The organism is Streptomyces sp. AM 4-1-1, from assembly GCF_029167625.1.
Lineage (GTDB): Bacteria > Actinomycetota > Actinomycetes > Streptomycetales > Streptomycetaceae > Streptomyces.
Window position 1 is genome coordinate 3,944,152 of sequence record NZ_CP119145.1, and the last position, 24,550, is coordinate 3,968,701.

At 69.8% G+C, this 24,550-nt stretch carries 22 protein-coding genes; 15 read left to right on the forward strand and 7 right to left on the reverse strand.

Translation table 11 applies throughout. From position 1 onward, the window contains the following. Window positions 1-164: 164 nt before the first annotated feature. Genes PZB75_RS16940 through PZB75_RS16960 form a run of 5 tightly spaced genes read left to right on the forward strand, consistent with a single transcriptional unit; the run spans window position 165 to window position 4,716 of the window. A complete protein-coding gene (locus PZB75_RS16940) occupies window positions 165-1,328 on the forward strand; it encodes a glycosyltransferase family 1 protein (protein ID WP_275536141.1) in 1,164 nt (387 codons plus the stop codon). Beyond that, on the forward strand, window positions 1,325-2,029 hold the full coding sequence (locus PZB75_RS16945; protein ID WP_275536142.1) for a hypothetical protein: 705 nt from the start codon (window positions 1,325-1,327) through the stop codon (window positions 2,027-2,029). The genes PZB75_RS16940 and PZB75_RS16945 overlap by 4 nt, the downstream gene beginning before the upstream one ends. Then, window positions 2,026-3,282: a hypothetical protein gene (locus tag PZB75_RS16950; RefSeq protein ID WP_275536143.1), complete on the forward strand. Its 1,257-nt coding sequence runs from the start codon at window positions 2,026-2,028 to the stop codon at window positions 3,280-3,282. The genes PZB75_RS16945 and PZB75_RS16950 overlap by 4 nt, the downstream gene beginning before the upstream one ends. Further along, a complete protein-coding gene (locus PZB75_RS16955; protein ID WP_275536144.1) occupies window positions 3,276-4,145 on the forward strand; it encodes a glycosyltransferase family 2 protein in 870 nt (289 codons plus the stop codon). Before PZB75_RS16950 ends, PZB75_RS16955 begins: the two co-directional genes overlap by 7 nt. 40 nt (window positions 4,146-4,185) lie before the next feature. After that, entirely contained in the window at window positions 4,186-4,716 is a 531-nt protein-coding gene (locus PZB75_RS16960; RefSeq protein WP_275536145.1) for an ATP-binding protein, read from the forward strand. A gap of 397 nt (window positions 4,717-5,113) precedes the next feature. On the opposite strand, the gene PZB75_RS16965 is transcribed toward PZB75_RS16960, so the two are convergent. Next, window positions 5,114-5,350, reverse strand: coding sequence for a DUF397 domain-containing protein (locus PZB75_RS16965; RefSeq protein WP_275536146.1), 237 nt, complete (start codon window positions 5,348-5,350; stop codon window positions 5,114-5,116). After that, the gene (locus PZB75_RS16970) at window positions 5,347-6,183 is read right to left on the reverse strand and encodes a helix-turn-helix transcriptional regulator (RefSeq protein WP_275536147.1); all 837 of its coding nucleotides are present in this window, start codon (window positions 6,181-6,183) and stop codon (window positions 5,347-5,349) included. The genes PZB75_RS16965 and PZB75_RS16970 overlap by 4 nt, the downstream gene beginning before the upstream one ends. 155 nt (window positions 6,184-6,338) lie before the next feature. Between PZB75_RS16970 and PZB75_RS16975 the strand changes: the two genes are divergently transcribed. Continuing rightward, window positions 6,339-6,746: a hypothetical protein gene (locus PZB75_RS16975; protein WP_275536148.1), complete on the forward strand. Its 408-nt coding sequence runs from the start codon at window positions 6,339-6,341 to the stop codon at window positions 6,744-6,746. Window positions 6,747-6,793: 47 nt separating this feature from the next. Here the strand turns inward: PZB75_RS16975 and PZB75_RS16980 are convergent, their stop codons facing one another. Beyond that, window positions 6,794-7,936 (reverse strand): NAD(P)/FAD-dependent oxidoreductase, encoded by a 1,143-nt coding sequence (locus tag PZB75_RS16980; protein WP_275536149.1) that lies wholly within the window; start codon window positions 7,934-7,936, stop codon window positions 6,794-6,796. 139 nt (window positions 7,937-8,075) lie between these two features. Here PZB75_RS16980 and PZB75_RS16985 point away from each other — a divergent pair, with 139 nt between their 5' ends. Then, the gene (locus tag PZB75_RS16985; protein ID WP_275536150.1) at window positions 8,076-8,729 is read left to right on the forward strand and encodes a TetR/AcrR family transcriptional regulator; all 654 of its coding nucleotides are present in this window, start codon (window positions 8,076-8,078) and stop codon (window positions 8,727-8,729) included. 33 nt (window positions 8,730-8,762) lie between these two features. On the opposite strand, the gene PZB75_RS16990 is transcribed toward PZB75_RS16985, so the two are convergent. Beyond that, entirely contained in the window at window positions 8,763-9,347 is a 585-nt protein-coding gene (locus tag PZB75_RS16990) for a hypothetical protein (RefSeq protein ID WP_275536151.1), read from the reverse strand. A gap of 659 nt (window positions 9,348-10,006) precedes the next feature. Between PZB75_RS16990 and PZB75_RS16995 the strand changes: the two genes are divergently transcribed. Together PZB75_RS16995 and PZB75_RS17000 are read left to right on the forward strand one after the other, a co-directional pair. After that, a complete protein-coding gene (locus PZB75_RS16995) occupies window positions 10,007-10,861 on the forward strand; it encodes a class I SAM-dependent methyltransferase (RefSeq protein WP_275536152.1) in 855 nt (284 codons plus the stop codon). 548 nt (window positions 10,862-11,409) lie between these two features. Continuing rightward, window positions 11,410-12,084 (forward strand): isochorismatase family cysteine hydrolase, encoded by a 675-nt coding sequence (locus tag PZB75_RS17000; RefSeq protein WP_275536153.1) that lies wholly within the window; start codon window positions 11,410-11,412, stop codon window positions 12,082-12,084. 103 nt (window positions 12,085-12,187) lie between these two features. Here PZB75_RS17000 and PZB75_RS17005 read toward each other — a convergent pair whose 3' ends face one another. Next, window positions 12,188-13,621, reverse strand: coding sequence for an MFS transporter (locus PZB75_RS17005; protein ID WP_275536154.1), 1,434 nt, complete (start codon window positions 13,619-13,621; stop codon window positions 12,188-12,190). Window positions 13,622-13,717: 96 nt separating this feature from the next. Between PZB75_RS17005 and PZB75_RS17010 the strand changes: the two genes are divergently transcribed. Both PZB75_RS17010 and PZB75_RS17015 read left to right on the forward strand, forming a co-directional pair. Further along, a complete protein-coding gene (locus PZB75_RS17010) occupies window positions 13,718-14,296 on the forward strand; it encodes a helix-turn-helix transcriptional regulator (RefSeq protein WP_275538741.1) in 579 nt (192 codons plus the stop codon). A gap of 127 nt (window positions 14,297-14,423) precedes the next feature. Then, window positions 14,424-15,182: a MerR family transcriptional regulator gene (locus PZB75_RS17015; protein WP_275536155.1), complete on the forward strand. Its 759-nt coding sequence runs from the start codon at window positions 14,424-14,426 to the stop codon at window positions 15,180-15,182. 96 nt (window positions 15,183-15,278) lie between these two features. On the opposite strand, the gene PZB75_RS17020 is transcribed toward PZB75_RS17015, so the two are convergent. Continuing rightward, entirely contained in the window at window positions 15,279-16,190 is a 912-nt protein-coding gene (locus PZB75_RS17020; RefSeq protein WP_275536156.1) for a DUF4232 domain-containing protein, read from the reverse strand. Window positions 16,191-16,373: 183 nt separating this feature from the next. On the opposite strand from PZB75_RS17020, the gene PZB75_RS17025 reads away from it, so the two are divergent. Continuing rightward, complete coding sequence (locus PZB75_RS17025; RefSeq protein WP_275536157.1) at window positions 16,374-16,877, forward strand: hypothetical protein; 504 nt, start codon at window positions 16,374-16,376, stop codon at window positions 16,875-16,877. Window positions 16,878-16,986: 109 nt separating this feature from the next. On the opposite strand, the gene PZB75_RS17030 is transcribed toward PZB75_RS17025, so the two are convergent. Next, entirely contained in the window at window positions 16,987-20,856 is a 3,870-nt protein-coding gene (locus PZB75_RS17030; RefSeq protein WP_275536158.1) for an amino acid adenylation domain-containing protein, read from the reverse strand. A 318-nt stretch (window positions 20,857-21,174) separates the two neighbouring features. Here PZB75_RS17030 and PZB75_RS17035 point away from each other — a divergent pair, with 318 nt between their 5' ends. Genes PZB75_RS17035 through PZB75_RS17045 form a run of 3 tightly spaced genes read left to right on the forward strand, consistent with a single transcriptional unit; the run spans window position 21,175 to window position 24,430 of the window. Next, window positions 21,175-21,477, forward strand: a complete 303-nt coding sequence (locus tag PZB75_RS17035; RefSeq protein WP_275536159.1) for a chorismate mutase family protein — start codon at window positions 21,175-21,177, stop codon at window positions 21,475-21,477. Further along, window positions 21,474-23,558 (forward strand): aminodeoxychorismate synthase component I, encoded by a 2,085-nt coding sequence (gene pabB / locus PZB75_RS17040; RefSeq protein ID WP_275536160.1) that lies wholly within the window; start codon window positions 21,474-21,476, stop codon window positions 23,556-23,558. Before PZB75_RS17035 ends, pabB begins: the two co-directional genes overlap by 4 nt. Beyond that, complete coding sequence (locus PZB75_RS17045) at window positions 23,555-24,430, forward strand: prephenate dehydrogenase (RefSeq protein ID WP_275536161.1); 876 nt, start codon at window positions 23,555-23,557, stop codon at window positions 24,428-24,430. The genes pabB and PZB75_RS17045 overlap by 4 nt, the downstream gene beginning before the upstream one ends. Window positions 24,431-24,550: the final 120 nt, after the last annotated feature.

A 24,550-nucleotide genomic window follows, 5' to 3' on the forward strand; every position in this document is an offset into this window, starting at 1 on the left:
CCCGCCAACACGGGGCAGCGTACGGGTTTTTGCACGTCGCTTACACCCCGTGCATACCGTGTACGCGGTACGTGGTCGCCCCTGCCCAGAGGACGGGGGTGGCGGTTGTCTGCCTGAACGGCCGGTCCGAGACCCGGGCTGCCGCAATGGGAGGCAGGGGCATCATGCGTGTGCTGTATCTGCTCAACATCTCCAACCCCGACCGGCTGGCCGCCGACTCCGGGTGGATCTTCGCGGATCTCCTCGCACCGGCTCTGGCGGACGCCGGTGCCGAGGTGACGGTCGCGGCACCGTCACCCGCCGGGGACAACCGGGCCGTGTTCCACCGTACGAGGGTTCACGGTACGAAGTACCGGGCCCGGTTCGGTACGGACATGGATGGGCTGGTGGCCATGATCCGGGCCGCGAAGCCGGATGCGGTGGTGGCCAACCAGATCGAGGAGGCGCCCGCCGTCCGCGCGGCCCTGCTGGAGGCCGGTGCAGGTGCCCTGTTGGCCGGGTACTGCCACTATCTCCCCTTCTCTCTCACCGACGACGGGCAGATCGTGCTGGATCCCTCACTGGACGACGCGGGACTCGGGCGCAGTGTGCTGCTGGCGTTCGCCGCGGGCCTTTCCGCCTGCGACCGGGTGATGGTCCATTCCGCCACGGCCGAGTCCTGGGTATCGGCCGCCGCCACCCAGGCTGGTGTGAACCTCGTCGGCCGGACGCGGGTTGTGCCCCCGCCACGCGACGGGCGCCTGGTCCGCGGCCCCGCCACCGTCGCCGCGGCGGACCGCTCCGGTGCGGGGGCGATCGGGGTGTACAACCACCGGCTCTACGCGCACTACGGCACCGGGCGGTTCGTGGACCTGGCGAGGGAGCTGACCGCGTCCGGGATGGTGCGGGTGCGGGTGATGGACCTCTTCGGCACGCGGCGGACCGAGCGCACGGGCCTGGACGACAGCCCTGAGCGGATGCGCGACCAACTGGCGGCCCTGCCGCATGTACAGGTGGTCTCCGACCGGGGTGACCGGATCCGCTACCGGCAGCTGCTGGCCGGCGCCCGCTTCGGCATCGCCCCCTTCCGCCCCGGCTGTCCTTGGTCGATGAGCGTGATCGACTGCCAGGGCATGGGTCTGCCGGTGATCTCCCCGCACATGGGCTGGCTCGCCGAACACATCGACCCCGCCCTCCGCTTCTCCACCTCGGCCGAGGCCGTCGCCCTGGCCGAGCGGCTGGCCACCGACGACGCCTTCCACGCCGAACACGCCCGGCGTGCGTTCGCCTCCACCACCGGCCTCACCCCGGCCTCCGTGGCGGTTCGCTACCTGGAGGCGATCGCATGAGCGGCTTCGGCGCGGTACTGCTCTCTTACGACGAGCCCCTTGCCAATCAATTCCACACCCGCCTGGAAGGGGTGTTCGGCGGGCCGGTGAAGCGGCTGCACGGCGTGCACGGAATGCGGCGCGCGTACCGGCTGTGCGCGGAGGTCGTGGACCACGAGCAGTTCTTCCTCGCTGACGGGGACTTCGACATCCACCCCGCATTCGACACGGCCGCCGTCGAACCACTCGGTGAGGGGGTGTCGATGCGGGTGTGGCGGGCGGTCAACCCCGTCACCGGCCACGCGTACGGGTACGGCGGGCTGAAGCTTCTGCGCCGCACCGCCCTGCGGCAGATGGGCAATGCGGTCGATGTGCTGGCCGCCCTGCCCGGCAAGGCCGAATTCGCTCCGGAGAGCGCCGGGGTCACGCGGTTCAACCAGAGCCCGTTCCACGCCTGGAAGGCCGGTTTCCGTGAGTGCGCCATGCTCACCCGCGGCAGTGAATACGGCATGAGTGCCAGCCGCACAGCAGACCGGATCAGGGCCTGGACCGACAGCCACGACGGTGAGTACGCGCTCTTCGTCGCCTCAGGTGCCCGCCACGGCGTCGCCTTCGCCCGCCAAGCTGCCCGTGATCCGCAGGAGTTCGAGCAGCTGAACGACCCGCTCTGGCTACGCACGCGGTTCGCCTCCGCGCACGGCATCCGGAAGGGATCGGCATGAACACCGAACCGAGCGTCTCCCCGCGCTTGTTGGTGTTGATCGAGCCGTACGCGTACCGGCTGGGTGGCCACCATCAGCACACACTCCTCGCCCTCGCACGGGCTTGCCCCGGCACCCTGGTGATCGCCCCCAACGGCATCGTCCGGCAGACGGCCGCCGGCCTGCGCGGGGCCAGGGCGCGGCTGGTCACCGGTGGGGCCGGGCACTGCGCGCGTCTCTTGCTGCGGGCCTCCGTCCTGCTGGCCAGGCTTTCCTGGGTCGCCCAACGGGTCTTTCGCTCCCGCCGCTGGCCTCGTGCTGTGCGGCGGAGTCCGCACCAGATCACCCTCGTCGCACGGTGTCTGGTGGAGGCCGCCGCACTGCGGACGGCCCGCCGCGAGGGTCGGGGTGCGGGGGCGGTGGTGATCCTGAGCGCGAGCGAGGCCCTGCACGGTGCCGCAGCCGTGCTGGGCGGACTCCCTCACCTGCGGTTCGTCCACGAAACAGTCACCACCGAGGACGCGCCCCTGCGCCTGTTCGGACGGCTCACCCGCTGTGGCCGGCGGCGGGTGGTCGCCCTGTGTCCGACCGCCACGGTCCGCGACCAGGTGGCCCGGTTCTTCCCCGGTATGGCGTCGGAGGTACGGGCGTTCGCGGTCGACGACGGTCGCCGCCTCACCGAAGGCGAACGCCGAGATGGCCGGGCCGCCTTCTCGATCCCCCGAGCGGAGGCCGCGGTGTGTCTGGTCGGCGGCTGGTGGCCACACAAAGACATCGGAGTGATCGGCGCGGCGCTCGGCTCGTTGAAGGAACCGCTGCATGTGATCGTCACCGGCCACCCGCTCGACGACTCCGTCCTCGCTCGGTGGCAGGCCCTGCCGAATGTCCGGCTCCATATCGAGCCCGGACCGCTCGGCGAACCCGTGCTGAGACTGGTCTACGCGGCGGCCGACGCGGCCCTGGTGGCCCGGTACGCGGCGGTAGGGAAGGAGTCCGGGCTCGTGATGGACGCGGCCCGCTACGGCGTGCCGCTGATCGTCTCCGACCACGACCCGGATCTCAACCAACGGCTGCGGGAACAGTCCTGGGCCCGGATCTTCCCCGCAGGAGACCCTGCCTCGCTCGCCTCGGTTCTGGAGGACCTGGTGCGTCGGCCCTTCGACGTGCCGGGTCCCGGCGCGCTGAAGGCCCTGGACCTGTGGAGTGCCGCCGAGCAAGTCCGGTTCCTGACCCGGACCGCCCACGGCCTGTGCGGAAAGGGGGCGAGGTGCTGACGCCTACGCTGATCGCCGTCATCGGGCCCGTCGAACCCGCCCTGCTCACCGACTGGATCAAGCACTACCGATGGCTGGGCGTCGAACGGTTCCTTCTCGCCTTCCACTTCCCCGAGCACGTCCCCGACCAACTCCGCCATGAACTGCAATCAGTGTGCCGCCAAGCGGGCATCGTGCCCGCCGGGACCAGTAGCGGGCCGTGGCACGAGCACACCAACACGCGGATCCGCGACGCGTTGCGGCACCAGGCGGGGCAAGGCTGGCACCTGTTCGCGGACGCGGACGAGTTCCAGCAGTACCCTGCGCCCTTGCACGAGGTCGTCGCCCAGGCCGAACGCAGCCGCCGGCGGGTGGTGGGCGGCCTGCTCCTGGACCGTGTCTCGGCCAGTGGCGATCTGACCGATTGGAACCAACGCGACGGACTCGATCATGCCTATCCGTTCGGCGGGCACCTCACGCACCGGCTTCTGCACGGAGACCCACGCAAGATCGTCCTCGCCCGCCACGACATTCCCCTTTCCTCAGGCAACCACCGTGCGCCCGGCCACAAGCCCGACCCGGATCGGCTCAGTGCGGTCCACCACTTCAAATGGCGTACGGGAATTCTGGACGATCTGCGCCGCCGGGTCCATCACTTCTCCACCGGCCTGTGGCGGGAACAGAGTCCCGCCGTACGGGCCGAGGCCGGCCGGTTTCTCGCTCATGTCGGTCGATATCAGGGCAGGGTGAACGTCGCCGACCCGCGTTTCGCCTTCCGCCGGGTGGGTCTGGACCTCATGCCGCACAGCTGGCCCACCGAAGCCCGGACCATCCACACCACTTGGCTCCCCCGTACCGGGAGCGGCCGACAGGATGGACAATGATCACACCCCTGGACCGACAGCGAGCAAAGGACTGAAGAGCGTGCCACCCCTCGCGGTTCTCCTCGCCGGACTCACCGGATCCGGAAAGACGACACTCGCCCAGGCACTGGTCGTACGCGGCTTCACCCGGCTGTCCGTGGACGAGGAAGTCCACCGGCTGCACGGCCGCTACGGTGTCGACTATCCCGAGGACACCTACTTCGCCCGCGAGCGCCCCGCCCTGGCCACCATTCGAGGGCAGTTCACGGCCGAACTGCGAGTCGGCCACGACGTGGTCCTGGACCACGGCCTGTGGCAGCGCGCGGACCGCGAGGCATGGAAGGCGGCCGCCCGTAATGCGGGCGGCCTCCCCGTGCTTGTGTATCTGCCCGCCGACCGTCAGGGGTTGTTGCGCCGCCTCACCGAGCGGAACCTGCGGGCCGATGCGAACGCCCTCGCCGTCACTCCTGAAGCCCTCGACGACTTCTTCGCCCGCTTCGAACCACCCAGCGCCGACGAGAACCCAGTGGTGCGTCCCGGCGATGCGGAGGCACTGGCCGTGCTGCTGGAACGGGCACGTCGCACAGCTTGAAGATCAGGTCGGATACCGCCATGCACTGGGTGGCCGATGTTCCTGGCAGGGGCTGTGCGGGCGCCGTGCCGTCCCCGCCTGCCCGATGCGCCGCGGATCGAGACACGGCCCGAATCGGCACGCGATCCTGACAGGTGCCTTTCAACTGGTCTTGTGCGGCCAGTCGCCTCTGCCGAACAAGTTCCCGTACGAAAGGAACTTCCGGCCCGGACGAGTCCGCACTGGCAGTTCTGTGGAGCCGATCAGGGCAGTCACGTGAACTGACCACCCTCGCTGTAGTTCGACTTGAACCACTGGAGGGTGCTGCCCATACCCGATCTCCTGTCGGTCGCTCGACGAGGTCCTGAGGGGGTGGTGCGGCTGCTACGGGGCCGGGGTCAGCCCGGCCCCGTACGCTTCAGTCTGCCCAGCCGACGAACGTGGACCACGCGTCCGGAGCGACTGTGAAGGTGGGGCCTTCGGGCACCTTGGAGTCGCGGATGTGGACGGCGTGGGGGCAGGCGGCCACCTCCACGCAATCACCGCCGCTGGGATTGCTGTACGAGGACTTGTGCCAGTCGTAGGCGACCTCGACGCAGTTGCCGCCGCTGTCACTGCTGTAGCTGGACTTGAACCACTGGAGGGTGCTGTTCATTCCCGATCTCCTGCCAACCGCTCGATAAGGTCCAGCGATTCACGAGGACCCAGGGCCTGTGCTCGGATCTTCGCATACCGCTGGGCGTACCTGCTCACCACATCAGGATCGCTGATCAGCAGGCTCTCTTCTTGCGGTTCCAGGTAGACGAGGTTGTCGTGCTCTGGCGTCTCCACCAAATTTACGTCTCCGTAGGCCCCTGCATGCTCGCCCGAGAGACCACAGTCAAGTGGAAGCACCTGAAGCGTGACGTTACGACGTCGAGCGCACTCGGCCAGGTGGCGCATCTGGTCGCGCATGACGTCTTGGCACCCGATGACGCGAGTGAGAACGGCCTCCTCCAGGACCACCTCGATCAGCGCGGTGGGCTCACGCTCGAAGAGCGCCTTGCGAATCATCCGGTTCTCCACCAGTTCCTGCACCCGCTGGTCCGGGAGTGGTGGATAGCTGCCGCCGATCAACGCGCGGGCGTACGCCTCCGTCTGGAAGAGACCATGCACGACGACTGCCGCGTACAGACGCAGAGACACCGCCGTCTGCTCCAAAAGCGCGTAGTTTTGGAATTGCCGGGGGTACTTCTCCAACCGTACGTACAGTCGCGCCTCCTCGAAGATGCCCATGTTGTCGCCGAGCACCCGTTCCAACTCCACCAGCATCTCGTCACTCGCGGGCTGCGCAAGCGTCTCCATGGCGCTCACCGCCGCCCCGGAGTAGCCGAGTTGAGTGCCGAGGTATTCCTGTGTCCACCCCTTCCGGATGCGCGCCCGCCGGGCGACCCCGGCAATCATCTTGGCCGCTGGACCAGCAGTTTCCTTGTTCTGCGCTCGTGCCATACCGATCACCATTCTGACTCAACCGGTCTCAACCGGTCCCGACTCGACCCAGTCGAATTCGACTGTTCACCACGTGAGTTCGCGCAGCTCAACGAGTGACTGACGACCCCTCGTAGTCATGGCAAAAGGTAACCAGCCGGGGCCAGACTGGTCCTGTGAATACCAAAAATTCCACCCTGAACCTTGATTGGATTCCGTCTTCCGGATTCCAGCTGCGAAAGGCCGGCGTCCAATTCGACGCCGTACGGGTCGACGGCGGTGACGGGCGTCGACTGGCGAAGGCGATGCGGTCGATGGTGGCCGGTGAACCCGGTCCGATCATCATCGCGGCGAACGGCCGGCGTGGGGTCTACTTCCTGCTCCCGGCGGGCAGTGCCGCGCACAAATCATGGCCCGAGGGTGTGACGCGTCTGAACTCGGCGCCGGGCCACGTGTGTTACGTACCCGTTCCGGCACTCACCGGTCGCACCTGGCCGCTGTCGTGGTACGTACCGCCCACGACCCCCGACAGGTTCGTACATCCGCTGCTTCTCCTCAACGCGGCAAACTCACTGCTCGGTTGAGCCGCGCCGGGGTCCGCACCGACGTGTGTCGTTCTCGCGGTGGGGGCTCAGGGGCGGGCGTCGTCGTCGCCGAAGTCGGGGACGTCGGCGGACAGCAGGTGCTCGGCGCCGCCTTCGAGGAGCCTGGCCGTCTCGGTGGAGCGGGGGAGCATGGTCCTCTCGTAGGTGCGGATGGCGTCGTCGACGGTGGCGGAGTCGGCGAGGGCGAGGGCGAGTTCGGTGGCATCGAGCATGGCGAGGTTGACGCCGACGCCGAGCGGGGGCATGAGGTGGGCGGCGTCGCCGAGCAGGGTCACGGTCGGGTTGTGGTCCCAGGTGTGCGGGACGGGGAGGGCGAGGATCGGACGGTCGACGTAGGGGCCGTCGTTGTCGGTGATCATCCGGCGCATACGGGGCGACCAGTGGGCGTACTCGTCGAGGAGCAGGGCGCGGATGCCATCGGTGTCGTCGGCGGTCAGGCCGCTCCGGCTGATCCAGTCGACCGGGACCCGCTGGATGACGTACACGCGGATGTGGTCTCCGCCGTTGCGCTGGGCGAACAGTCCGCGGTCGCCGTCGGCTGCGTGGGCGCCGCCCGGGCCGACCAGTTCGGCGATGTCGGGGTGGCGGTTCTCGACGTCGGAGAACCACGCCTCCAGGAAACTCACCCCGGTGTACCGGGGCTTGGCGGGAGACACGGCCCGGCGTACCCGGGAGAAGGCGCCGTCGGCGCCGATGACGAGATCGGCTTCCGTGGTCGTGCCGTCGGCGAAGCGCAGCCGCCGCGGTCCGTCGGCGGGCCCGCTGATCGTGTCGAGGGCCTGTCCCCAGCGCACGGTTCCCGGTCGCAGGGATGCGAGCAGCAGATCGCGTAGCCGGCCGCGGTCGATCTCCGGTTTGAAGAGTTCGTCGGCCGCCGGGACCTTGTGGGACGTCATCGTGCCGGTCGGGTCCATCTGCCGCATTTCCTGCCCTTCGGGGCGGGCCAGCGTGAAGAACTCGTCGAGCAGACCGGCCTCGCGCAGGGCGATCTGGCCGTTGTCGGCGTGCAGGTCCAGGGTGCCGCCCTGGTCGCGGGCGTCGGCGCTGGGCGCGCGGTCGTGGACGGTGACCGCGATGCCGCGCCGCTGGAGGACGCGGGCGCAGGTCAGCCCGCCGGGCCCGGCGCCGATGACGCTGATCCTGGCCTGGGTGGGTGCTACGGAGTTCATGGTGTTCCTTCCGCCGACGCCGGATCACGTACGTCCGCGACCTGTGCCGCGGACCCGTCGGACACCATCCACGGTATTTGCAACGACTACAAAAATGCAACAGTTCCAGATTAGCCGTGCGCCGGGTAAGGTCGGAGACATGGCAGAGACGATCGACCGCGCGGGAACGGGTGGGCGGCGCGAACGCAAGAAGGCCGCCACCCGCCAGGCGATCGCCGATACGGCGCTGCGGCTGTTCCTGGAACGCGGCTACGAGCAGGTGGGCGTGCGCGAGATCGCCGAGGGCGCCGACGTGTCGGTGTCGACCCTGTTCAACTACTTCCCCCGGGGCAAAGAGGCCCTGGTCTTCGACGAGGACGCCCGCAACGAGGCCGCCCTGGTCGACGCCGTCACCGACCGGCCGCCGGGCCGGAGCATCCCCCAGGCGCTGCGCGCCCATCTCACCGGCTGTGTCGACTCGGCCCACTCCCGAGACCCCCGCTTCGCCGACTTCCAGCGGCTCGTCCAGGAGACCCCGGCCCTGCGCGAGTACTCCCGCGCGATGTGGCTGCGCCACGAACACGCTCTGGCCCGCGCTCTCGCCGACCAGACCGGCCGGCCGCACGACGACCTGCTCTGCGCCGCCTACGCCCGGTTCACCCTCGAAGCCCTCGCGTTCGCCGGCTCCCGCCCCGACCCCACCGCCGCGATCGACCAGGCATGCCTCCTGCTCGACCAGGGCTGGACGACCACGGCCGCCCAGGACGCCCCCGGACCTGGCGGTCCCGCCACCGGTCCCTCGCCGGTCGCATAGGGCTACGGGTCCGCGCCTCGGCAGGACCCGCGCCTATCTGTTGTAGCCCGCTGCGGAAGTCGCCAGGTACTGCTTCAGCGGCACCGGCTCGTCATCGGAATGCGCCGGCAGCAGGAGGGGCGTACCGTCCTCGGCTCGTCCGAAGCAGGCAGCCCCGCCGGTACGAACCGCCTCGGCGACACTCCACGCGATCGGTTCTTCGTCCCACATCACCCACTGGTCCTCCGACAGCCCGGTGCGCAGACGGGACTTGCGTACCTTGGGGAGGACGAGGGGATGGTCGACGTTCTCCCACGTGTCCCTCAGGCGCATGACGCGACCGCACCTGTACGCGCGGGCCTCCGCGTCCAGGGCGAACCGGCCGAGGGGCCAACGCCGGTCGACGATCACCGTCCGATCCGTCGAACCGAAGAGACCCGCCTTGCGCCTGCTCAGAACCGGGACCGGTTCCGCCCGCGCGGCGCGCAACGACCCCACGGCCGCCTTGAGGAGAGCACGCGCGCTGCTCAGCGTCTCCTCCCACTGCTCGTGCTTCGACCGTTCCTGTGCCTCCCGCTCCATTTCCCCGGCCGCGATCCTGCGGCGCTCGGCTGCGACCAGATCATCGAAGTCCGACAACACACACCTCCGGGTGAGGGGCCGTTTCAAGCCGCCAAGCCGTGTGCTCGAACTCCTCGAACAGGTCGTTCAGCGCGGCCGTACTGGTCAGCTCAGGCACTCCGGTCACTCCTCCGGCGCGAAACGCACCCACAGCTCACGCTCATCAGAATGGACGCCGGATGGTGTTCTGTCGGCGAAACAGCGAAATCCCGCCCCCCGCGTCCAGCAGGGAGACAGGAAGGGGGTTCTTGGACGGGCACACGCAGGCTGTCACACACCGCAGCCGTCACATCGCCGAGGAGACCTCATTTACGTCGTCGGGCGCCACCCCACCGCGTACTGCGGCCCCTGCCGCCCCTGCCGCCCCTGCGGGAACTCGGGTACGTCTGCACCGTGCCCGCCGCGAGGTGCCTGGTGGCTCTGCTCCACAGGTCGGCCCGTAATCGGTTCGGTGTTGTCGGCCGCCGGGCATTCCCGTGAGGGGTGGAACGCGTAGTGGTTCGGTGCTTTTCGGAGCTGATCCGCAGGTCATTTCGGAAATCGCGGGGATCGCATTCGTTATCGAGACGGAACTCGGAAGCTCTTCCGAAAGTTTTGTTTTTGTGGTATAATCTCAAATTGCTGGGTTAATGTCCTGCGTCATGATGAACAAGGCGCAACCCAGTCGGACAGCCCTTATGTCGGCCGCAGCACGCGCGGCGCACCTTCTCGTCGACGGAACCCCTCCGATCTTCGCCGACACCCTCGCACAGACCTTCCTGGGGGAGCGCGCCGAAGAACTCCTCGGCTACCACCGGTCCCACGGCGGCCACCCAGCCCTGTCCGGCGCTCGGACGGCGGCCGTCACCCGCAGCCGCTACACCGAGGACCGGCTGGCTGAGCTTGTCGGCCGGGGCGTCGACCAGTACGTGATCCTCGGCGCGGGGCTGGACTCCTTCGCCTACCGGTCGGAACTCGCCGACCGCGTCCGGGTGTTCGAGGTGGACAAGCCCGCGACCCAGCACTGGAAACAGACGCTGCTGGCCGAGACGGCGACGAAGGTGCCGCCATCCGCCTTCTTCGTCCCCGTCGACTTCGAGAAGGAGTCCGCCCGGTCACTCGCCGATCACCTCGTGCGGTCCGGCTTCGACCCGGGCCGCCCCGCGCTGGTCAGCTGGCTCGGGGTCACGATGTACCTCACCTCGGAGGCGATCGGGCAGACCCTGGCCGTCGTCAGCGGCTTCGCACCCGGCACGGAGATCGTCGTGGAGCACCTTCTGCCGGCCGGAGTCCGCGACGAGGCCGGTCAGTCGTACGCGGAGCTGGTCATGGCTGCGGCGGCCGAGCAGGGCGAGCCTTGGCGCACGTTCCTCGGCATCGAGCAGATGGACGCGCTTCTGCTTGAGCACCGGCTCCAGCCGATCGAGTACGTCCGGCAACGCGAGACGATCGGCCCCGCGGAGTGGGAACGTACCGACGCGCTCCGCCCGTTCGAGTTGTCCGTCCTCGCCCGTGCGAGCGTCCCGGCCCGCCGGGCGGCCCCGACCCGGTAGGCCGAGCCGCTGATGGACCGGGTCCGGGTCCCGGAGGTCGACGGACCGTCCCGAAGAGCTGATCCAGGAGGTGGTCGTGGGGTGTCGACCGAGTGCGCTCGTCCGGCCGGTGACGGCGTGGTGAAGGAACACGACGAGTAAAGTGGCCTGACGACCGATGGTGTGACGGCGCAAAAGCCCGCGCGGACAGCCTGGGCGATGGTGCGTGATCTCCCGGCAGTTACTCTCATCTCCCCATGGTCTGTCCGGGCCGTGCCCAGCCGCGCTCTCACGAAGAAGCGCCTGGCGCAGCCCGCCCGCCACCGTGAACGGCTCATCGGCCTCACTCCGCTGAGGGCAGTACCACCGGGGCGGCTTCGTCGGACCTGGCTGCCCTCCGGGACCGAGCGCGGTGGCCACCAGCCCCTCCGACGCCGTGCCGGGCGCACGTACGCCCAGCTCTGTACGGCCTGCGGGTGGCATTCCTGCCCGGCGTCCGGACTTCGTCATCTCAGCCACGATTCAGAAGCCGCCCTCCGACAGGGCCGGCGAACGCAGGGAGCGTTCCCTTGAGCATCGACCAGATATTCGACGACCCTTACACCGCGCCGCGGTTCGCCTCCGCCGCGCTCATCACCATCGACGTGCAGCGGGACTTTCTGTCGGAAGCGCCGTACGGCGTCGCCGGGACGACCGAGGCGCTTCCCCGCATCCGTGAGGTTGTCTCCGCGTTCCGTACCGCTCAGCGCCCGGTGGTGCACATCGTCCGGCTGTACGACGTCGGTGGCGGCAACGCCGAACCGTCCCGCCGCCGCCTGTTGGAGAGCGGGGTGGACCTTGCCGCTCCCGGCACTCCCGGCAGCCAGCTCGCCGAGGGAATGGCTCCGGCCGGTGCGGCCGAACTCGATGTCGACCTGCTCAAGTCGGGCAGGCCGCAGGAGCTAGGTCCGCACGAGTTCGTCCTGTTCAAGCCGAGGTGGGGGGCCTTCTACCGCACCGGGCTCGACGAGTTGCTCCGTGCGCGTGGGGTGGACACGCTGGTCTTCGCCGGGTGCAACCTGCCCAACTGCCCTCGGGCCAGCGTCATCGAGGCGTGCGAGCGCGATTACCGCGTCGTGCTCGTCCCCGATGCCGTGTCCCGCGCAACCGAGGTGGGGCTGGCGGAGATCTCCGGCCTCGGCGTGCACCTGGTGCCCGCCGCCGAGTTGATCGGCCACCTGCCCGGCCGGGCGCCGACACCGTAGTCCCCGCACGAGCGGAGGCCGGTGTCGCGGACAGGGCACGCGTGCCGAGGGCCTCACACCCGCCGGGGTGTGGGGCCCTGACGCTGTTGCGCGTGCGCGCGGATCAGCCGGTGGTGCCCGGCTCTCCAGGTCTTCCGGCGGGAGTGCCGACGGCCGTCGGCCGTGAGGCCCGCGCCACGACGAAGAGGAACAGTCCGCAGGCCGCCACGAGCAGCCATCCCGGATGCGACGCGGCGGCGAGACCGGCGGGGTCGGTGCCCGCGACGAGGCCACCGGCGACAGCGATGCCGATCGCCGCACCGACCTGGCGTGCGGTGGACGTGATCGCCCCTGCCACGCCCGCCCGGGAACGCGGCAGGCCGCTGACCGCGGTGTTGGTGAGGGGGGCGTTGGCGAAGCCGAACCCGACACCGATCAGCAGGTAGGAGAAGAGGATCAGCGGCACGCTCGTGTCCTGGCCCAGGTTCATCAGGCACAGACCGCCGACCGTGGTGAACCCGCCCGCGAGGAGCAGCGGACGCCGTGGTCCGAGACGGCCGACCAGCGCCCCGGACCAGGGGGCGCACAGGACGGCCCCGAGCGCCATGGGCAGGGTCGCGGCCCCGGACGCGAGCGGTGTCCAGCCGCGGGCGTGCTGGAGGTAGAGGGTGTTGAGCAGCAGGCTCACGTTCAGCGCGACGAAGACCGCCGTCGCGCCGAGCACCGCGGTCGCGAACGGCGGTCGACGGAAGAGGCGGAGGTCCATGAGGGGTTCGTCGCGGCGTAGCTCGACCAGGACGAACCCGGCCGTCGCCGCCGTGAGCAGGGCGTAGCCGGTGAGGGCAGCGGGCGAGGCCCAGCCGATGCGGGGCCCTTCGATGAGGATGCCGACGAAGAGGCAGAGGACGGCAGTGAGGAGCGCCTGGCCGGGCAGGTCGGGGCGCCGGGCACGCTCCGCGCGGGACTCCGGTACGAACACGGCGACCAGGACGAGGGCCGTGACGACGACCGGTGCGTTGATCCAGAACACCGAACGCCAGCCGAACGCGGCGATGAGCGCCCCGCCGGTGACCGGCCCCACCGCCATGCTGAGGCCGAAGACCGACGCCCACACGCCGATCGCCCGAGCCCGTTCCCTCGGGTCGGGCATCGCGTTCACCACGATCGCCAGGGCCACGGGGCTCAGCATCGAGGCCCCGGCCCCCTGGACGGCCCGAGCCGCGACGAGCACGCCGAGCGAGGGGGCGAGGGCGCACACGAGGGAGGCCAGACCGAAGACGAGCAGTCCGCACCGGAAGATCCGGCGGCGTCCGAAGCGGTCCGCGAGCGCGCCGGAGACGACGAGGAGGCCGGCCAGGACCACGGTGTAGGCATCGACGACCCACTCAAGACCATGGATGCCCACGTCGAGGCCCCGCCCGATCTCGGGCAGACCCACATTGACGATGGTGGTGTCCACACCCACCAGGAACATGCTGAGCGCGCAGACCGCCAATACCGTCCAGCGCCGACGCGCGCTCGGTGGTGAGGGCGGGGCGGACAAGGATGACGTGAGCACGGGAGGTCCCCCTTCAACGGGATCGACTGCCGCCCAGGCTCGGGCCGGGCGGGGGCCCAGGCCCAGGGAATTTGCGGAGACCGCAAAATGACGGGCATGGAAGCCGACCTCGCCGAACTGCTCGACAGCATCGGACCACGGCTGCGCGCACTGCGGCGCGACCGCGGTCTCACCCTCGAAGACCTCGCGGAGGACACCGAGATCTCCGTGAGCACGCTGTCACGCCTGGAGTCGGGCCGGCGGCGTCCGACACTCGACCTCCTCATCCCGCTCGCCCGTGCCCACCGCGTCGCGCTGGACCAACTGGTGGCGGCTCCGGCCACCGGTGATCCGCGGGTCCACCTGAAACCGCGAAGCCGTGGCCGGGGAAGCGTCCTCGTCCCGCTGACGCAGTACCCGGGCCGGGTCCAGGTCTTCAAACAGGTCCTCGCGCACCGCGAACCGAGACTGGTGACCCACTCCGGCTACGAATGGCTCTACGTCCTCGCAGGCGAGCTGCGCCTCGTCATCGGGGAGCAGGAGGTCACTCTGCGACCGGGCGAGGTGGCCGAGTTCGACACCACCGAACCGCACTGGTTCGGCCCGGCCGATACCGAAGTGGTGGAAATCCTGCACCTGTTCGGCCCCCACGGCGACCAGGCCGTCGTCCGCACCCACCCGAAGGCGAAGGGCTGACGGGCACGGGCTCCTGACGATCTCGCGGGGGTCCGCGCCCACCGGCAGCAGTTCCCCTCCCGGCCCGGCTTGCACCTCACGTCACGTGAGGGCACATGGTGGGGGACGTACCGATGAAGGAGCGGACATGGGTTACTCGGTGGGACAGGTCGCCGGCTTCGCCGGGATCACTGTGCGCACCCTGCACCACTACGACGAGACCGGACTGCTCGTGCCGGGGGGCCGCAGCCATGCGGGACACCGGCGTTACGACGACGCCGACCTCGACCGGTTGCAGCAGATCCTGTTCTACCGGGAACTCGGCTTTCCGCTCGACGACATCGCGGCCCTCCTGGACGACCCGGACGCCGATCCGCAGGAACACCTGCGGCGTCAGCACGACCTGCTGACCACCCGGATCGCCAGGTTCCAGGAGATGGCCGCGGCCGTTGGCAACGCTATGGAGGCGAAGAAGACGGGCGTCGATCTCAGCCCGGAGGAGAAGTTCGAGGTCTTCGGTGACTTCGACCCGGACGACCACGCGGAGGAGGTCGAACAGCGCTGGGGTGACACCGAGGCGTACCGGGAATCGCAGCGCAAGGCCGCGTCGTACGGCAAGGACGACTGGAGACGCATCACCGAGGAGTTCGACGCCGTCCACCGGCGCATGGGCGAGCTACTGGTGCGCGGCGTCCCGGCGGATTCCGGTGAGGCCATGGACGGCGCCGAGGAACACCGCGAGACCATCGCCCGGAACCACTACGCGTGCTCGTACGAGATCCACACCTGCCTCGGCGAGATGTACGTGGCGGACGAGCGTTTCACCGCCACCTACGAGGCGATCCGGCCCGGCCTGGCGGTGTACATGCGCGACGCGATGCTCGCGAACGCCGCCCGCAACGGCTGACGGCGTGGCAGTGGCGATCGTGCCGGTCACACAGCCGGAGCGACCACCGCCCGTGCAAGCCGCCACGCCGCCCGCGTCTGCGGCGCCGGTCGTACCTCACCGCGCCTTCGGCTGCTCCTTCTGCCACGGGCCCGTGCCGAGCTTCCCCGTGGTGCCCAGGTCGAACTCCGGTGTCACGGTCACCGCCGTGGCCCCGGGCCTCGCCGTCACCCTGGCGTACGGGGCGTTCACGGCCTCGCCGAACCCGGTGGTGTTGCGCCAGGCCAGCCGGGCGAACGCGGACTCGCCCGGCTTCAGTGTCACGGGTCCGGGCGGGGCGTCCGAGCCGAGACCGGTGGAGATCTCGGAGGTGCCCCGGAGGATTCGTACGCCGGTCACCGGCTCATGGTTCGCGTCGAGAAGCTGGAGCTGGGGATAGCCGTCGAGGCGGTAGTCACCGGTTCCGCAGTTGGTCAGATGGAGCCCCACGACCCGCAGCCCCATGGCGGCGTCGCCCTCGTCGGTCGTGACCCGGATACCGGAGGGCGGACACGCCCCGGCCGAACCGGACGCCTCGTTCGCGGGAACGGCACGCACCTTGGTGATCTGCACGCGCGGCCAGCCGTTGCCGTCGGCCCCCGTCCTCGCCGTGTCGACGATGTCCCTGACAGTGCGGCCGGGACCCACGGACGCCACTGTCCGGATGGTGCTGTCCATGGCCTCACCGGCGTCGTTCATGAGGGCGAAGTTGATGGTGTACGTGAGCGCCTGCGACCCGGAGTTGGTGACCTCGAACTCGGTGGCCGTCGCCGACGGACCGCAGCCCCGGCCGAGGACGGTCACGCCGTCCCGCTTCAGCCGGTCGGGATCGCCGACGGGTGGGGACGGCGTGCACGTCGGGGAACCGGAGGCGGCGGACGCACCGGACGAGCCGGGGCCGGCGGAGTCGGCGTCCCGTGTTCCGCACCCGGTGAGGAGCAACGCGCTCGCGAGGACGGCGGACAGGGCGAGAGGAGTGGCGGGACGCATCCGCTCAGGACACCAGGGGCTGTTCGAACGGGCTGTGAGGCAGGCCACATATCCCGTCACAGTGGCGTCACAAGGGGGCCCGCGGGACAGTTCCCGGTCGGTCGACCGCAGGTGTGGTGTGCGTACCGCCTCATAGCCTTCTGCGCCTTCTGCACGTTCGTCGGATGGGCGTAACGTGCGCCCATGACTCTGGAAGAGGGCGCGCGGCGGCTGGAAGCGGAACGGCAGGCGGAGGCGGAGCGTCGTCGGCGACAGGCCGAGGACGCGGAGAACGCTCTCGCTCCGCTGCTCGGGGAGTTCGCCGATGCGCTGCGCAAGCGTGGTCGGCGGCCGTCGGTCGCGGTCCACGGCTACCGGACCGTCGAGCCGACCGCGAACAACTTCCGGCGTTTCTACGTGACGCCGGACATCCACGGTCACGGGTGGGTGTTCAGCAGCTACTGGGAGACGTCCGACGGCAGTGGCGGGACCCGCCTGGTGCTCATGGAGGACGGCCGCACCCTCGTCATGCCGCTGACCGAAGGGCTGGTCAAGCGCCCCACGAAGCGGTTCTTCCGGGGGTACTGGCCCAAGGAGGAGTTCGTGTGCTGGTCGCACCTCCACAAGGTCAACTCGATGCTGGACGTCGAGCCCGTCCGGGACGGCATGATCCGGCACCTCGACAGGCTCGATCACCCCTCGGACTGACGGGCGCCGGGCAGGCGGTGCACCGGCCTCGGCGTTCCGGGGCGTCGCCCGACGCCCGCCCTCTGCCCTCTCCGGACCGGCCGGCCCCGCCCGTCCCGCCGGCCCGGACTCATCGGTGTCCGGGTGATTGCGCCGCGGTGGCACGTGCGCGGCGGATCGCCTTGGCGAGTTCGTCCACGCCCGGGTCCCGGAGCGCCCCGTAGTGGTCCGCGTCCAGGTGGACGACGGCGGGCGCGTCGGCGGTGTGGGCCGGGGTGCCCTCGATGAAGGAAGGGGTGTCGCCGCGCGCCTTGAAGACCGTCACGGGCGCCCGCAGCGGGCGGTGGGCCGGGTCGGTGACGTCGTACGTGAAGCGGTGCGTGAGGCGGACCACGGCGATGACCCGGCGGATCAGTCCCGCGCCGAGCTGCGGGAAGCGGCGGATCACGAACTCCGTGAAGCTCTCCTCGTCCCGGGTGGTCCGCAGACAGGAGTCCAGGAGCGGGCCGCTGATCGTGCCGGCGAAGACGGAGAAGAGGAGCGTGACGAAGGCCGGGTCGGCGAAGTCCGCCGCGGACCGGCCCGGTGCCCGGTCGCCGGGTATCCGGGGGGAGCCCGGGGCCAGCAGGAACAGCTGGTCCACCCGGGCGCCGGACCGTTCCAGCTGCCGGGCCGTCTCGAAGGCGACCCGGGCGCCGAAGGAGTACCCCCACAGGGTGTACGGGCCGTCCGGCTGGACCCGGCGCAGCGCCTCGATGTCGGCGGCGGCCATTTCCCCGATGTCGGCGTACGGGGTCTCCCCGCTGTTGAGGCCGTGGGCCTGGACGCCGTGGAACGGCCGGTCGGCGGCGGTGCGGGCCGCCAGCGGACGGAGGTTCATGGGGTAGCCGCCCAGGCCCGGCCAGCAGAAGACCGGGCGGGCGGTGCCCCCGGCCGCCAGCGGGATCAGCCGGGACGAGGGCGCGGCGTCCGGGGCGTCGACGCGTACCGCCAACTGCTCCACGGTCGGGGCCTCGAAGATCACCTGGAACGGGAGCGTCCGGGAGAACTCGCGGTTGATGCGGTTCACCAGGGAGACCGCGATGAGGGAGTTGCCTCCGCACTCGAAGAAGTCGTCCCGGACGGAGACGACATCGCGCTTCATGGCCGCTCTCCACAGGTCGCGGAGCCTCGACTCGGTCCTGTTGCGCGGGGCGACGACCGGACGGTCGTCGAGGGCCGCGGTCCGGTCCGCGTGTGCTTCGAGGGCCTTGGTGTCGATCTTCCCGTTGGGCGTGTGCGGCAGGTTGTCCATGACCAGGAACCGGTTGGGGAGCATGAACTCGGGCAGCGAGGCGACCAGGTCCTCCTTGATCAGCTCCGCCGGGCCCTTCATGTGGACGGCGTCCTCGTTCATCCCCTCGTGGGCGAGCTGTTCGTCGCTCACCCGGCCGCCGACGAAGAAGTACGAGGGGCCGGTCGCCCGCCCGTTCTCCCGGAGGATGCCCTCCATCCGCCGGGCGGCGGGCAGGTCTTGGCCGGTGCGGGAGCTGTAACCGGCCGACATGAAGCCGAGGCCGGACGTGTTCAGCATCAGGTGCTGGAGCCTTCGCCCCAGGTCGAGGTAGCCGCCCCGGTCCTGGTCCGCCCGGCTGACGACGGTGATGCCGAAGCCGGACCGCTCGTACGCCGCCTGGTTGATGGCGATGACATGGCGCTTGAGGACCAACTCGTCGCAGTACCACTCCAGTCGGCCGTCGCGGTACTCGTACTGTCCGCTGCGCATGCCGTGTCCGCCGCCCGGATGGAACTGGACGTGGATGTCGGCCGCGTCCCTCCCGCCGTGCGGCCGGTGCTCCGGGTCCGAGCCGGTCAGGTCGAAGCTGCCCAGGTGGAAGTCCTCCGGTGGGCACTCCAGCCGTGCGGGGGCGCCGGGGTCGTGGGGCGCCTCGACGACGGCGAGGCCGTGGGCCGGGAGGAGTTCGTCGAACAGGCCGACCATGTGGCCCGCCTCGATCTCCAGCACCTCCCGGATGTTGTTCCGGTACACCGGCTCGATCGCGCCTCTGCGGCCCATGAAGTGCAGCCGGACGCCGGGTGCGGGGCGGGGTTCGGAGGCGGCACGGATCAGGTACAGCTCGTGGCGCAGCGGGTGGTAGTAGTAGCACCCCGGCCTCAGGCCCCCGATCCCGGCGAGCTCCAGATAGAGCTGTGCGGCGTACAGCGATCCGGGTGAGGCGTACGCGTACTTCGGCAGCAGCCGGTCCTGGCTGGTGAACCGGCCGAAGTTCCTGAGCAGTGCGCCGAGTTCGGCGAGGGTGATGTCCTCGGGGGAGCGTGGCGCGGCCCCCGTCACCCGTCGCTCCAGTGCCGCCGTCACGTCCTGGGCGCTGACGGGGCCGCCGTCGTAGAAGCGGTACGTCTTGCGGGCGAACGCGCGGCGGCGCTGCTGCGGGGTGGGTGTGGCGCCCGGCAGGGCGACGGCCGTGCGGCCCGCCAGGTCGTCGGAGTCGCGGACGCCTCCGCCGGCCAGCTGGGCCTTCACCTGGAGCCGGGACGACTTCGACAGGTGGTGGCCCCCGTGGTTTCCCTGGTCCATCAACGCGGCTTCGCGGCGGCTGAGTTCGATGCACGCGATCAGGTTCTGGAAGCCGGTGCGCGGGTCGTCGCGGACGAGTACCGCCGCGTTCCGCACCCAGTCGTGGGCCTCGATGGCGAGGCGTATCTCGTCGAGTTCGACGCGGTGGCCGCGCAGCTTGACCTGGTTGTCCGCCCGTCCCGCGAACTGGAGGGTGCCGTCCGGGTTCCAGTGCGCCAGGTCGCCCGTGCGGTAGAGCCGGTCGTGGGGGGCGGGGTCCGCGACGGGACTTGTGACGAAACGTTCCGCTGTGAGGTCCGGGCGGTGCAGGTAGCCGCGGGCCAGCTGGACCCCGCTGATGTACAGCTCGCCCGTCTCACCGGGGCCCAGTGGCCGGCGGTGGGCGTCGAGGACGTGGTGGCGCAGTCCGTCCACGGGGGTGCCGATCGGGAGGGACCGTGCTCCGTCGCCGAGCACCGCCGGGCCGACCGTGAGCGCCGAGGCGTTGATGGTGCACTCGGTCGGCCCGTAGAGATTGACGAGGGCGCAGTCCGGCAGGATTTCCGCGCACTGCCGTGCGAGTTTGCCGGAAAGGGCTTCGCCGCCGCTGAACACATGGGTGAGCGAGGTGCAGCGGTGCAGTTCGTCGGTGTCGACGAGTGCTTGCAGCAGGGTGGGAACGCATTGGAGTGTGGTGATTCCGTCACGTACCACGGTCTGGATGATCAGATGCGGATCGCGATGAATTCCCGGGACTCCGACGACGACCTCGCTGCCGCAGGCCGGGGCCAGGATCTCCCACTGCGCGGCGTCGAAACTCATCGGGGTCTTCTGGAGCACGACGCGTGCGGGGCCCAGGTAGGACTTGCGCAGGAGCCAGTTCATCTGGTGCACGATGCTGCGGTGCTCGATCATCACACCCTTGGGCTTCCCGGTGCTTCCCGAGGTGTAGACGACGTATGCGAGGCCCTGCGGTTCCGGATTGTCGAGCGGAGTGTCATGCGTTTCGGCCCGACCGGATTTCCGGTATTCCGCCGCGTCCTCCAGGGTGGTGATCGTGATCCCGCGCGGAGCGATCTGCTCCAGTCGGTCGCGGAGTGATTCCTCGCAGAAAGCGACCGATACGCGGGAATCCTCCAGCATGTATTGCAGCCGTGCGTCCGGATAATCCGGTGACAGCGGAAGATAGGCTCCGCCGGAGAAGAGCGTGCCCCAGGTGCCGATCATGAGATCCAGCGAGGGGCCGACCAGGACGCCCACCGGGCTGTCCCTCTCGACCCCGAGCTGGTGCAGGTGACGGGCGAGGTCGAGGCTTTCGGCGAGCAGTTCGCCGTAGGTGAGGGTGGAGCTGCCGTGCCGGACGGCGATGTCGTCGGGGTGCCTGCGCACCTGTTCGATCAGCAGATCTGTCAGACATTTATTGACGGCACCAGGATTTCCCATCGTGTCCCCCTGATTGTCCTACGACTGGTCGGCCCCGGAATGCTGGAAAGTATGGGATCGGCCAACTGCGCTTGGCAAGGGGGTGCCTGTCCACGGTCGGCGTGTGCGAGGCCGGGTCGCGTTTGGCCGCCTCTGTCCCGGCGGGCCGTGCATTCGGCCTCCGCGACTTGTTCTCCACGTCGCCATAAGGTGATTTGGTCCTCTATGTCCACCCCTGGATTGTGTGCAGTGCGTGGACCCGAGCCATGGGGGTCATGGCGCACCCCCGGGGCGCGCGGCAGACTTCGGGGAGTGGAATACCCGGGGGAGGGACGAATCATGCTGGAAAACCCGGCGCCAGAACTCACCATTGAAATTCTTCGGGCACAACTCGACGCGATCGATGAGCGTTTCCTTCAGGAGTTGCGTGCTCGAATCGAGAAGTGCGTGCAAATCGGTCACTTCAAGCGGGAGCATGATGTGCCCATGATGCAGCCGCACCGCATCGGTATCGTCCAGGAACGCGCGGCCGTGTTCGGTGAACAGCACGGAATCAACAAGGATTTTCTCCGCCGACTGTACGACCTGATCATCGAGGAGACCTGCCGGGTCGAGGATCTCGTCATCGGGAAAGCCGTATGAGAACCCTACTGATCGACAACTACGATTCCTTCACCTACAACCTCTACCAGCTGCTCGGCGAGGTGAACGGCTGCCCTCCGGTGGTCGTCAGGAACGGCACGGACTGGGCGGACCTTCGCCTCGACGAATTCGACGCGGTCGTCGTCTCGCCCGGCCCGGGACGCCCCGACCGGGAGCGCGACTTCGGCATCAGCGCCCGCGCGATCACGGACAGCGGGCTGCCGGTGCTCGGGGTGTGCCTCGGCCACCAGGGCATCACCCACCTCTTCGGGGGCCAGGTCGGTCTCGCCCCCGAGCCCATGCACGGCAGGGTCTCGCCCGTGCACCACAGCGGCACCGGACTCTTCGCGGGGCTCCCGTCCCCGTACGACGTCGTGCGCTACCACTCGCTGGCCGCCACCGACGTCCCCGACGACCTGGAGATCACCGCCCGTACCGAGGACGGCGTGGTCATGGGCGTGCGGCACCGGACGCGCCCCATCTGGGGCGTCCAGTTCCACCCCGAGTCCATCAGCAGTGAGTACGGCCGCGAACTGCTCGCCAACTTCCGTGACCTGGCACTCGCGCACGGACGGACCGGGAAGCGGCCGGCCGCGTACACCGTGCACGCACGCGAGGTCGCGACGCGCACCGACACCGAGGCCGCCTACCGGGAACTCTTCGCGGGCGGCGACCACAGCTTCTGGCTGGACAGCGGCAGCGTGATCGAGGGCCTGTCCCGCTTCTCCTTCCTCGGTGACGGATCGGGACCGCTCGCCGAATACGTCACGTACCGGATCAGCGACGGCTTCGCCACCGTCACCTCACCGGGCCTCGCCGGGCAGGGCGAGGAGATCGTCGAACAGGGCTTCTTCGACTACCTCGACGAGCAGTTGCGGCTGCGTGAGGTGCCGGTCCCCGAGGGCCTGCCGTTCGAGTTCAACCTCGGTTACGTCGGATACCTCGGCTACGAGATGAAGACCGAGACCACCGGCAACACCGTGCACAAGGCCGAAACGCCCGACGCGGCCTTCCTGTTCGCCGACCGGATGCTCGCCGTGGACCACTCCACGGGGGTCAGCCACCTCCTCGCGCTCTCGCGGGACGGCGACGACACCGACGCCCTGCGCTGGCTCGCGGAGACGGAGGCCCGGCTGCTGCGCCTGCCGCCGGTCCCGGAGAGCGAACCCCTGCCGTTCGTGGGCGTCGGCATGACCGATCCCGCCGCCGAGGGCATCGTCGTGGCACGCCACGGCAAGGACGCCTACCTGGACCGGATCGCCGAGAGCCTGGAGGAGATCAGACAGGGCGAGACGTACGAGGTGTGCCTGACCAACACGGTCAACCTCAAGGCCCGCATCGACCCGCTGCGCACCTACTCCCGACTGCGCCGCGTCAGCCCCGTCCCGTACGGCGCGCTGCTCCACTACCCCGGGCTCGCGGTGCTCAGCGCCTCCCCCGAACGGTTCCTCACGGTGGGCACCGACCGGGTCGCCGAGTCCAAGCCCATCAAGGGCACCCGGCCGCGCGGCGCGACACCCGCCGAGGACGAGGCGCTGCGGCAGGACCTCCTCGGTCACGAGAAGGACCGCGCCGAGAACCTGATGATCGTGGACCTGATCCGCAACGACCTCAACATGGTCTGCGAGGTCGGCTCGGTGCACGTGCCCAAGCTCTTCGACGTCGAGACGTACGCGCCCGTCCACCAGCTGGTGTCCACGATCCGCGGCACCCTGCGGCCCGGGGAGTCGGCGGTCTCCTGCACCCGCGCGGCGTTCCCCGGCGGCTCCATGACCGGCGCCCCCAAGCTGCGCACCACGGAGATCATCGACCGGCTCGAAGGGGGGCCGCGCGGGGTCTACTCCGGGTCGCTCGGCTGGTTCTCGCTCAGCGGGGCGACCGATCTCAGCATCGTCATCCGCACCCTGGTCGCCACCGAGGACCGGGTCAGCTTCGGGGTGGGCGGTGCGATCGTCGCCCTGTCCGATCCCGAGGAGGAGTTCGAGGAGACGGTCGTCAAGTCCAGGGCCGTGGTCACCGCGGTCCTCGACACGGCGCTGGACCTCGGGACGGCCGAGGCCGGGCTGGGCGGCCACCGGTGATCCAGCACGCCGTGGTCGTCGGCGGGGCGGGCGCGGTCGGCGCGCTGTTCACCGAACGGCTCCTGGAGACGGGGGTGGCGGTCACCGTGGTGGACCGCGTCGCTCCCGGGCGGGCCGACGAGCGGATACGCCGGCTGCAGGGGGACGTCACGGCGGTGGACCCGGCCCTGGCGGCGGAGTTGGGCCGCGCGGACGTCGTCGTCCTCGCGCTGCCCGACGCCGTGGCCCTGGCGGCGGTCGGCCCCGTCACCGAGCGACTGCGACCGGACGCGCTGCTGGTGGACACGCTGTCCGTCAAGCAGCCGATCACGGAGGCGATCCGCGCACGGGCACCGGGCGTGCAGGCCGTCGGCCTGAACCCGATGTTCGCGCCCTCGCTCGGTTTCCCGGGACGGCCGGTCGCGGCCGTCACGGTCAACGGCGGCCCGCGCGTCGCGGAGTTCCTGGCGCTCGTCAGGAGCTGGGGCGCCGATGTCGTACAGGTCGACGCCGTCGAGCACGACCGGCTGGCCGGCGCCGCCCAGGTGCTGACGCACGCCGCCGTCCTCGGCTTCGGACTCACCCTCGCCGGACTCGGTGTGCCCGCCGCCGACCTGCGCAGGATCGCGCCACCGCCCGCGAACACCCTGCTGGCCCTGCTCGCCCGGATCGCGTCCGGGACCCCGGAGGTCTACCGGGACGTGCAGGCCGCCAACCCGGAGGCGCCGCGCGTGCGCAAGGCGCTCGCCGACAACCTCCAACGGCTCGCCTCCGTCGTCGAGTCCGGCACCGAGGCCGACTTCACCGCGGTCCTCACCGAACTGCGCGACTACCTGGGCGACGACCTCGCCCACCACCGGGACACCTGCGCCCGGCTCTTCTCCTCCGTATGAACCAAAGCTCTGTCCAGAACCAACGCGCTGTCCAGAACCAATGCCCTGTCCAGAACCAACGCGCTGTCCAGAACCAATGCCCTGTCCGCGACCGGTGCTCTGTTCGGAACCAACGCTCCG

Bases quoted from the DNA above. Each gene is read 5' to 3' on its own strand.
- PZB75_RS17010 (WP_275538741.1), top strand. From the start codon at position 13,718: ATGGAAGCCGACCTCGCCGAACTGCTCGACAGCATCGGACCACGGCTG.
- PZB75_RS16965 (WP_275536146.1), bottom strand. From the start codon at position 5,350: ATGAACAGCACCCTCCAGTGGTTCAAGTCCAGCTACAGCAGTGACAGC.
- PZB75_RS17035 (WP_275536159.1), top strand. From the start codon at position 21,175: ATGCTGGAAAACCCGGCGCCAGAACTCACCATTGAAATTCTTCGGGCA.
- PZB75_RS16950 (WP_275536143.1), top strand. From the start codon at position 2,026: ATGAACACCGAACCGAGCGTCTCCCCGCGCTTGTTGGTGTTGATCGAG.
- PZB75_RS16970 (WP_275536147.1), bottom strand. From the start codon at position 6,183: ATGGCACGAGCGCAGAACAAGGAAACTGCTGGTCCAGCGGCCAAGATG.
- PZB75_RS16995 (WP_275536152.1), top strand. From the start codon at position 10,007: ATGTCGGCCGCAGCACGCGCGGCGCACCTTCTCGTCGACGGAACCCCT.
- PZB75_RS16985 (WP_275536150.1), top strand. From the start codon at position 8,076: ATGGCAGAGACGATCGACCGCGCGGGAACGGGTGGGCGGCGCGAACGC.
- PZB75_RS16945 (WP_275536142.1), top strand. From the start codon at position 1,325: ATGAGCGGCTTCGGCGCGGTACTGCTCTCTTACGACGAGCCCCTTGCC.
- PZB75_RS16940 (WP_275536141.1), top strand. From the start codon at position 165: ATGCGTGTGCTGTATCTGCTCAACATCTCCAACCCCGACCGGCTGGCC.
- pabB (WP_275536160.1), top strand. From the start codon at position 21,474: ATGAGAACCCTACTGATCGACAACTACGATTCCTTCACCTACAACCTC.
- PZB75_RS17020 (WP_275536156.1), bottom strand. From the start codon at position 16,190: ATGCGTCCCGCCACTCCTCTCGCCCTGTCCGCCGTCCTCGCGAGCGCG.
- PZB75_RS17025 (WP_275536157.1), top strand. From the start codon at position 16,374: ATGACTCTGGAAGAGGGCGCGCGGCGGCTGGAAGCGGAACGGCAGGCG.
- PZB75_RS17015 (WP_275536155.1), top strand. From the start codon at position 14,424: ATGGGTTACTCGGTGGGACAGGTCGCCGGCTTCGCCGGGATCACTGTG.
- PZB75_RS16980 (WP_275536149.1), bottom strand. From the start codon at position 7,936: ATGAACTCCGTAGCACCCACCCAGGCCAGGATCAGCGTCATCGGCGCC.
- PZB75_RS17030 (WP_275536158.1), bottom strand. From the start codon at position 20,856: ATGGGAAATCCTGGTGCCGTCAATAAATGTCTGACAGATCTGCTGATC.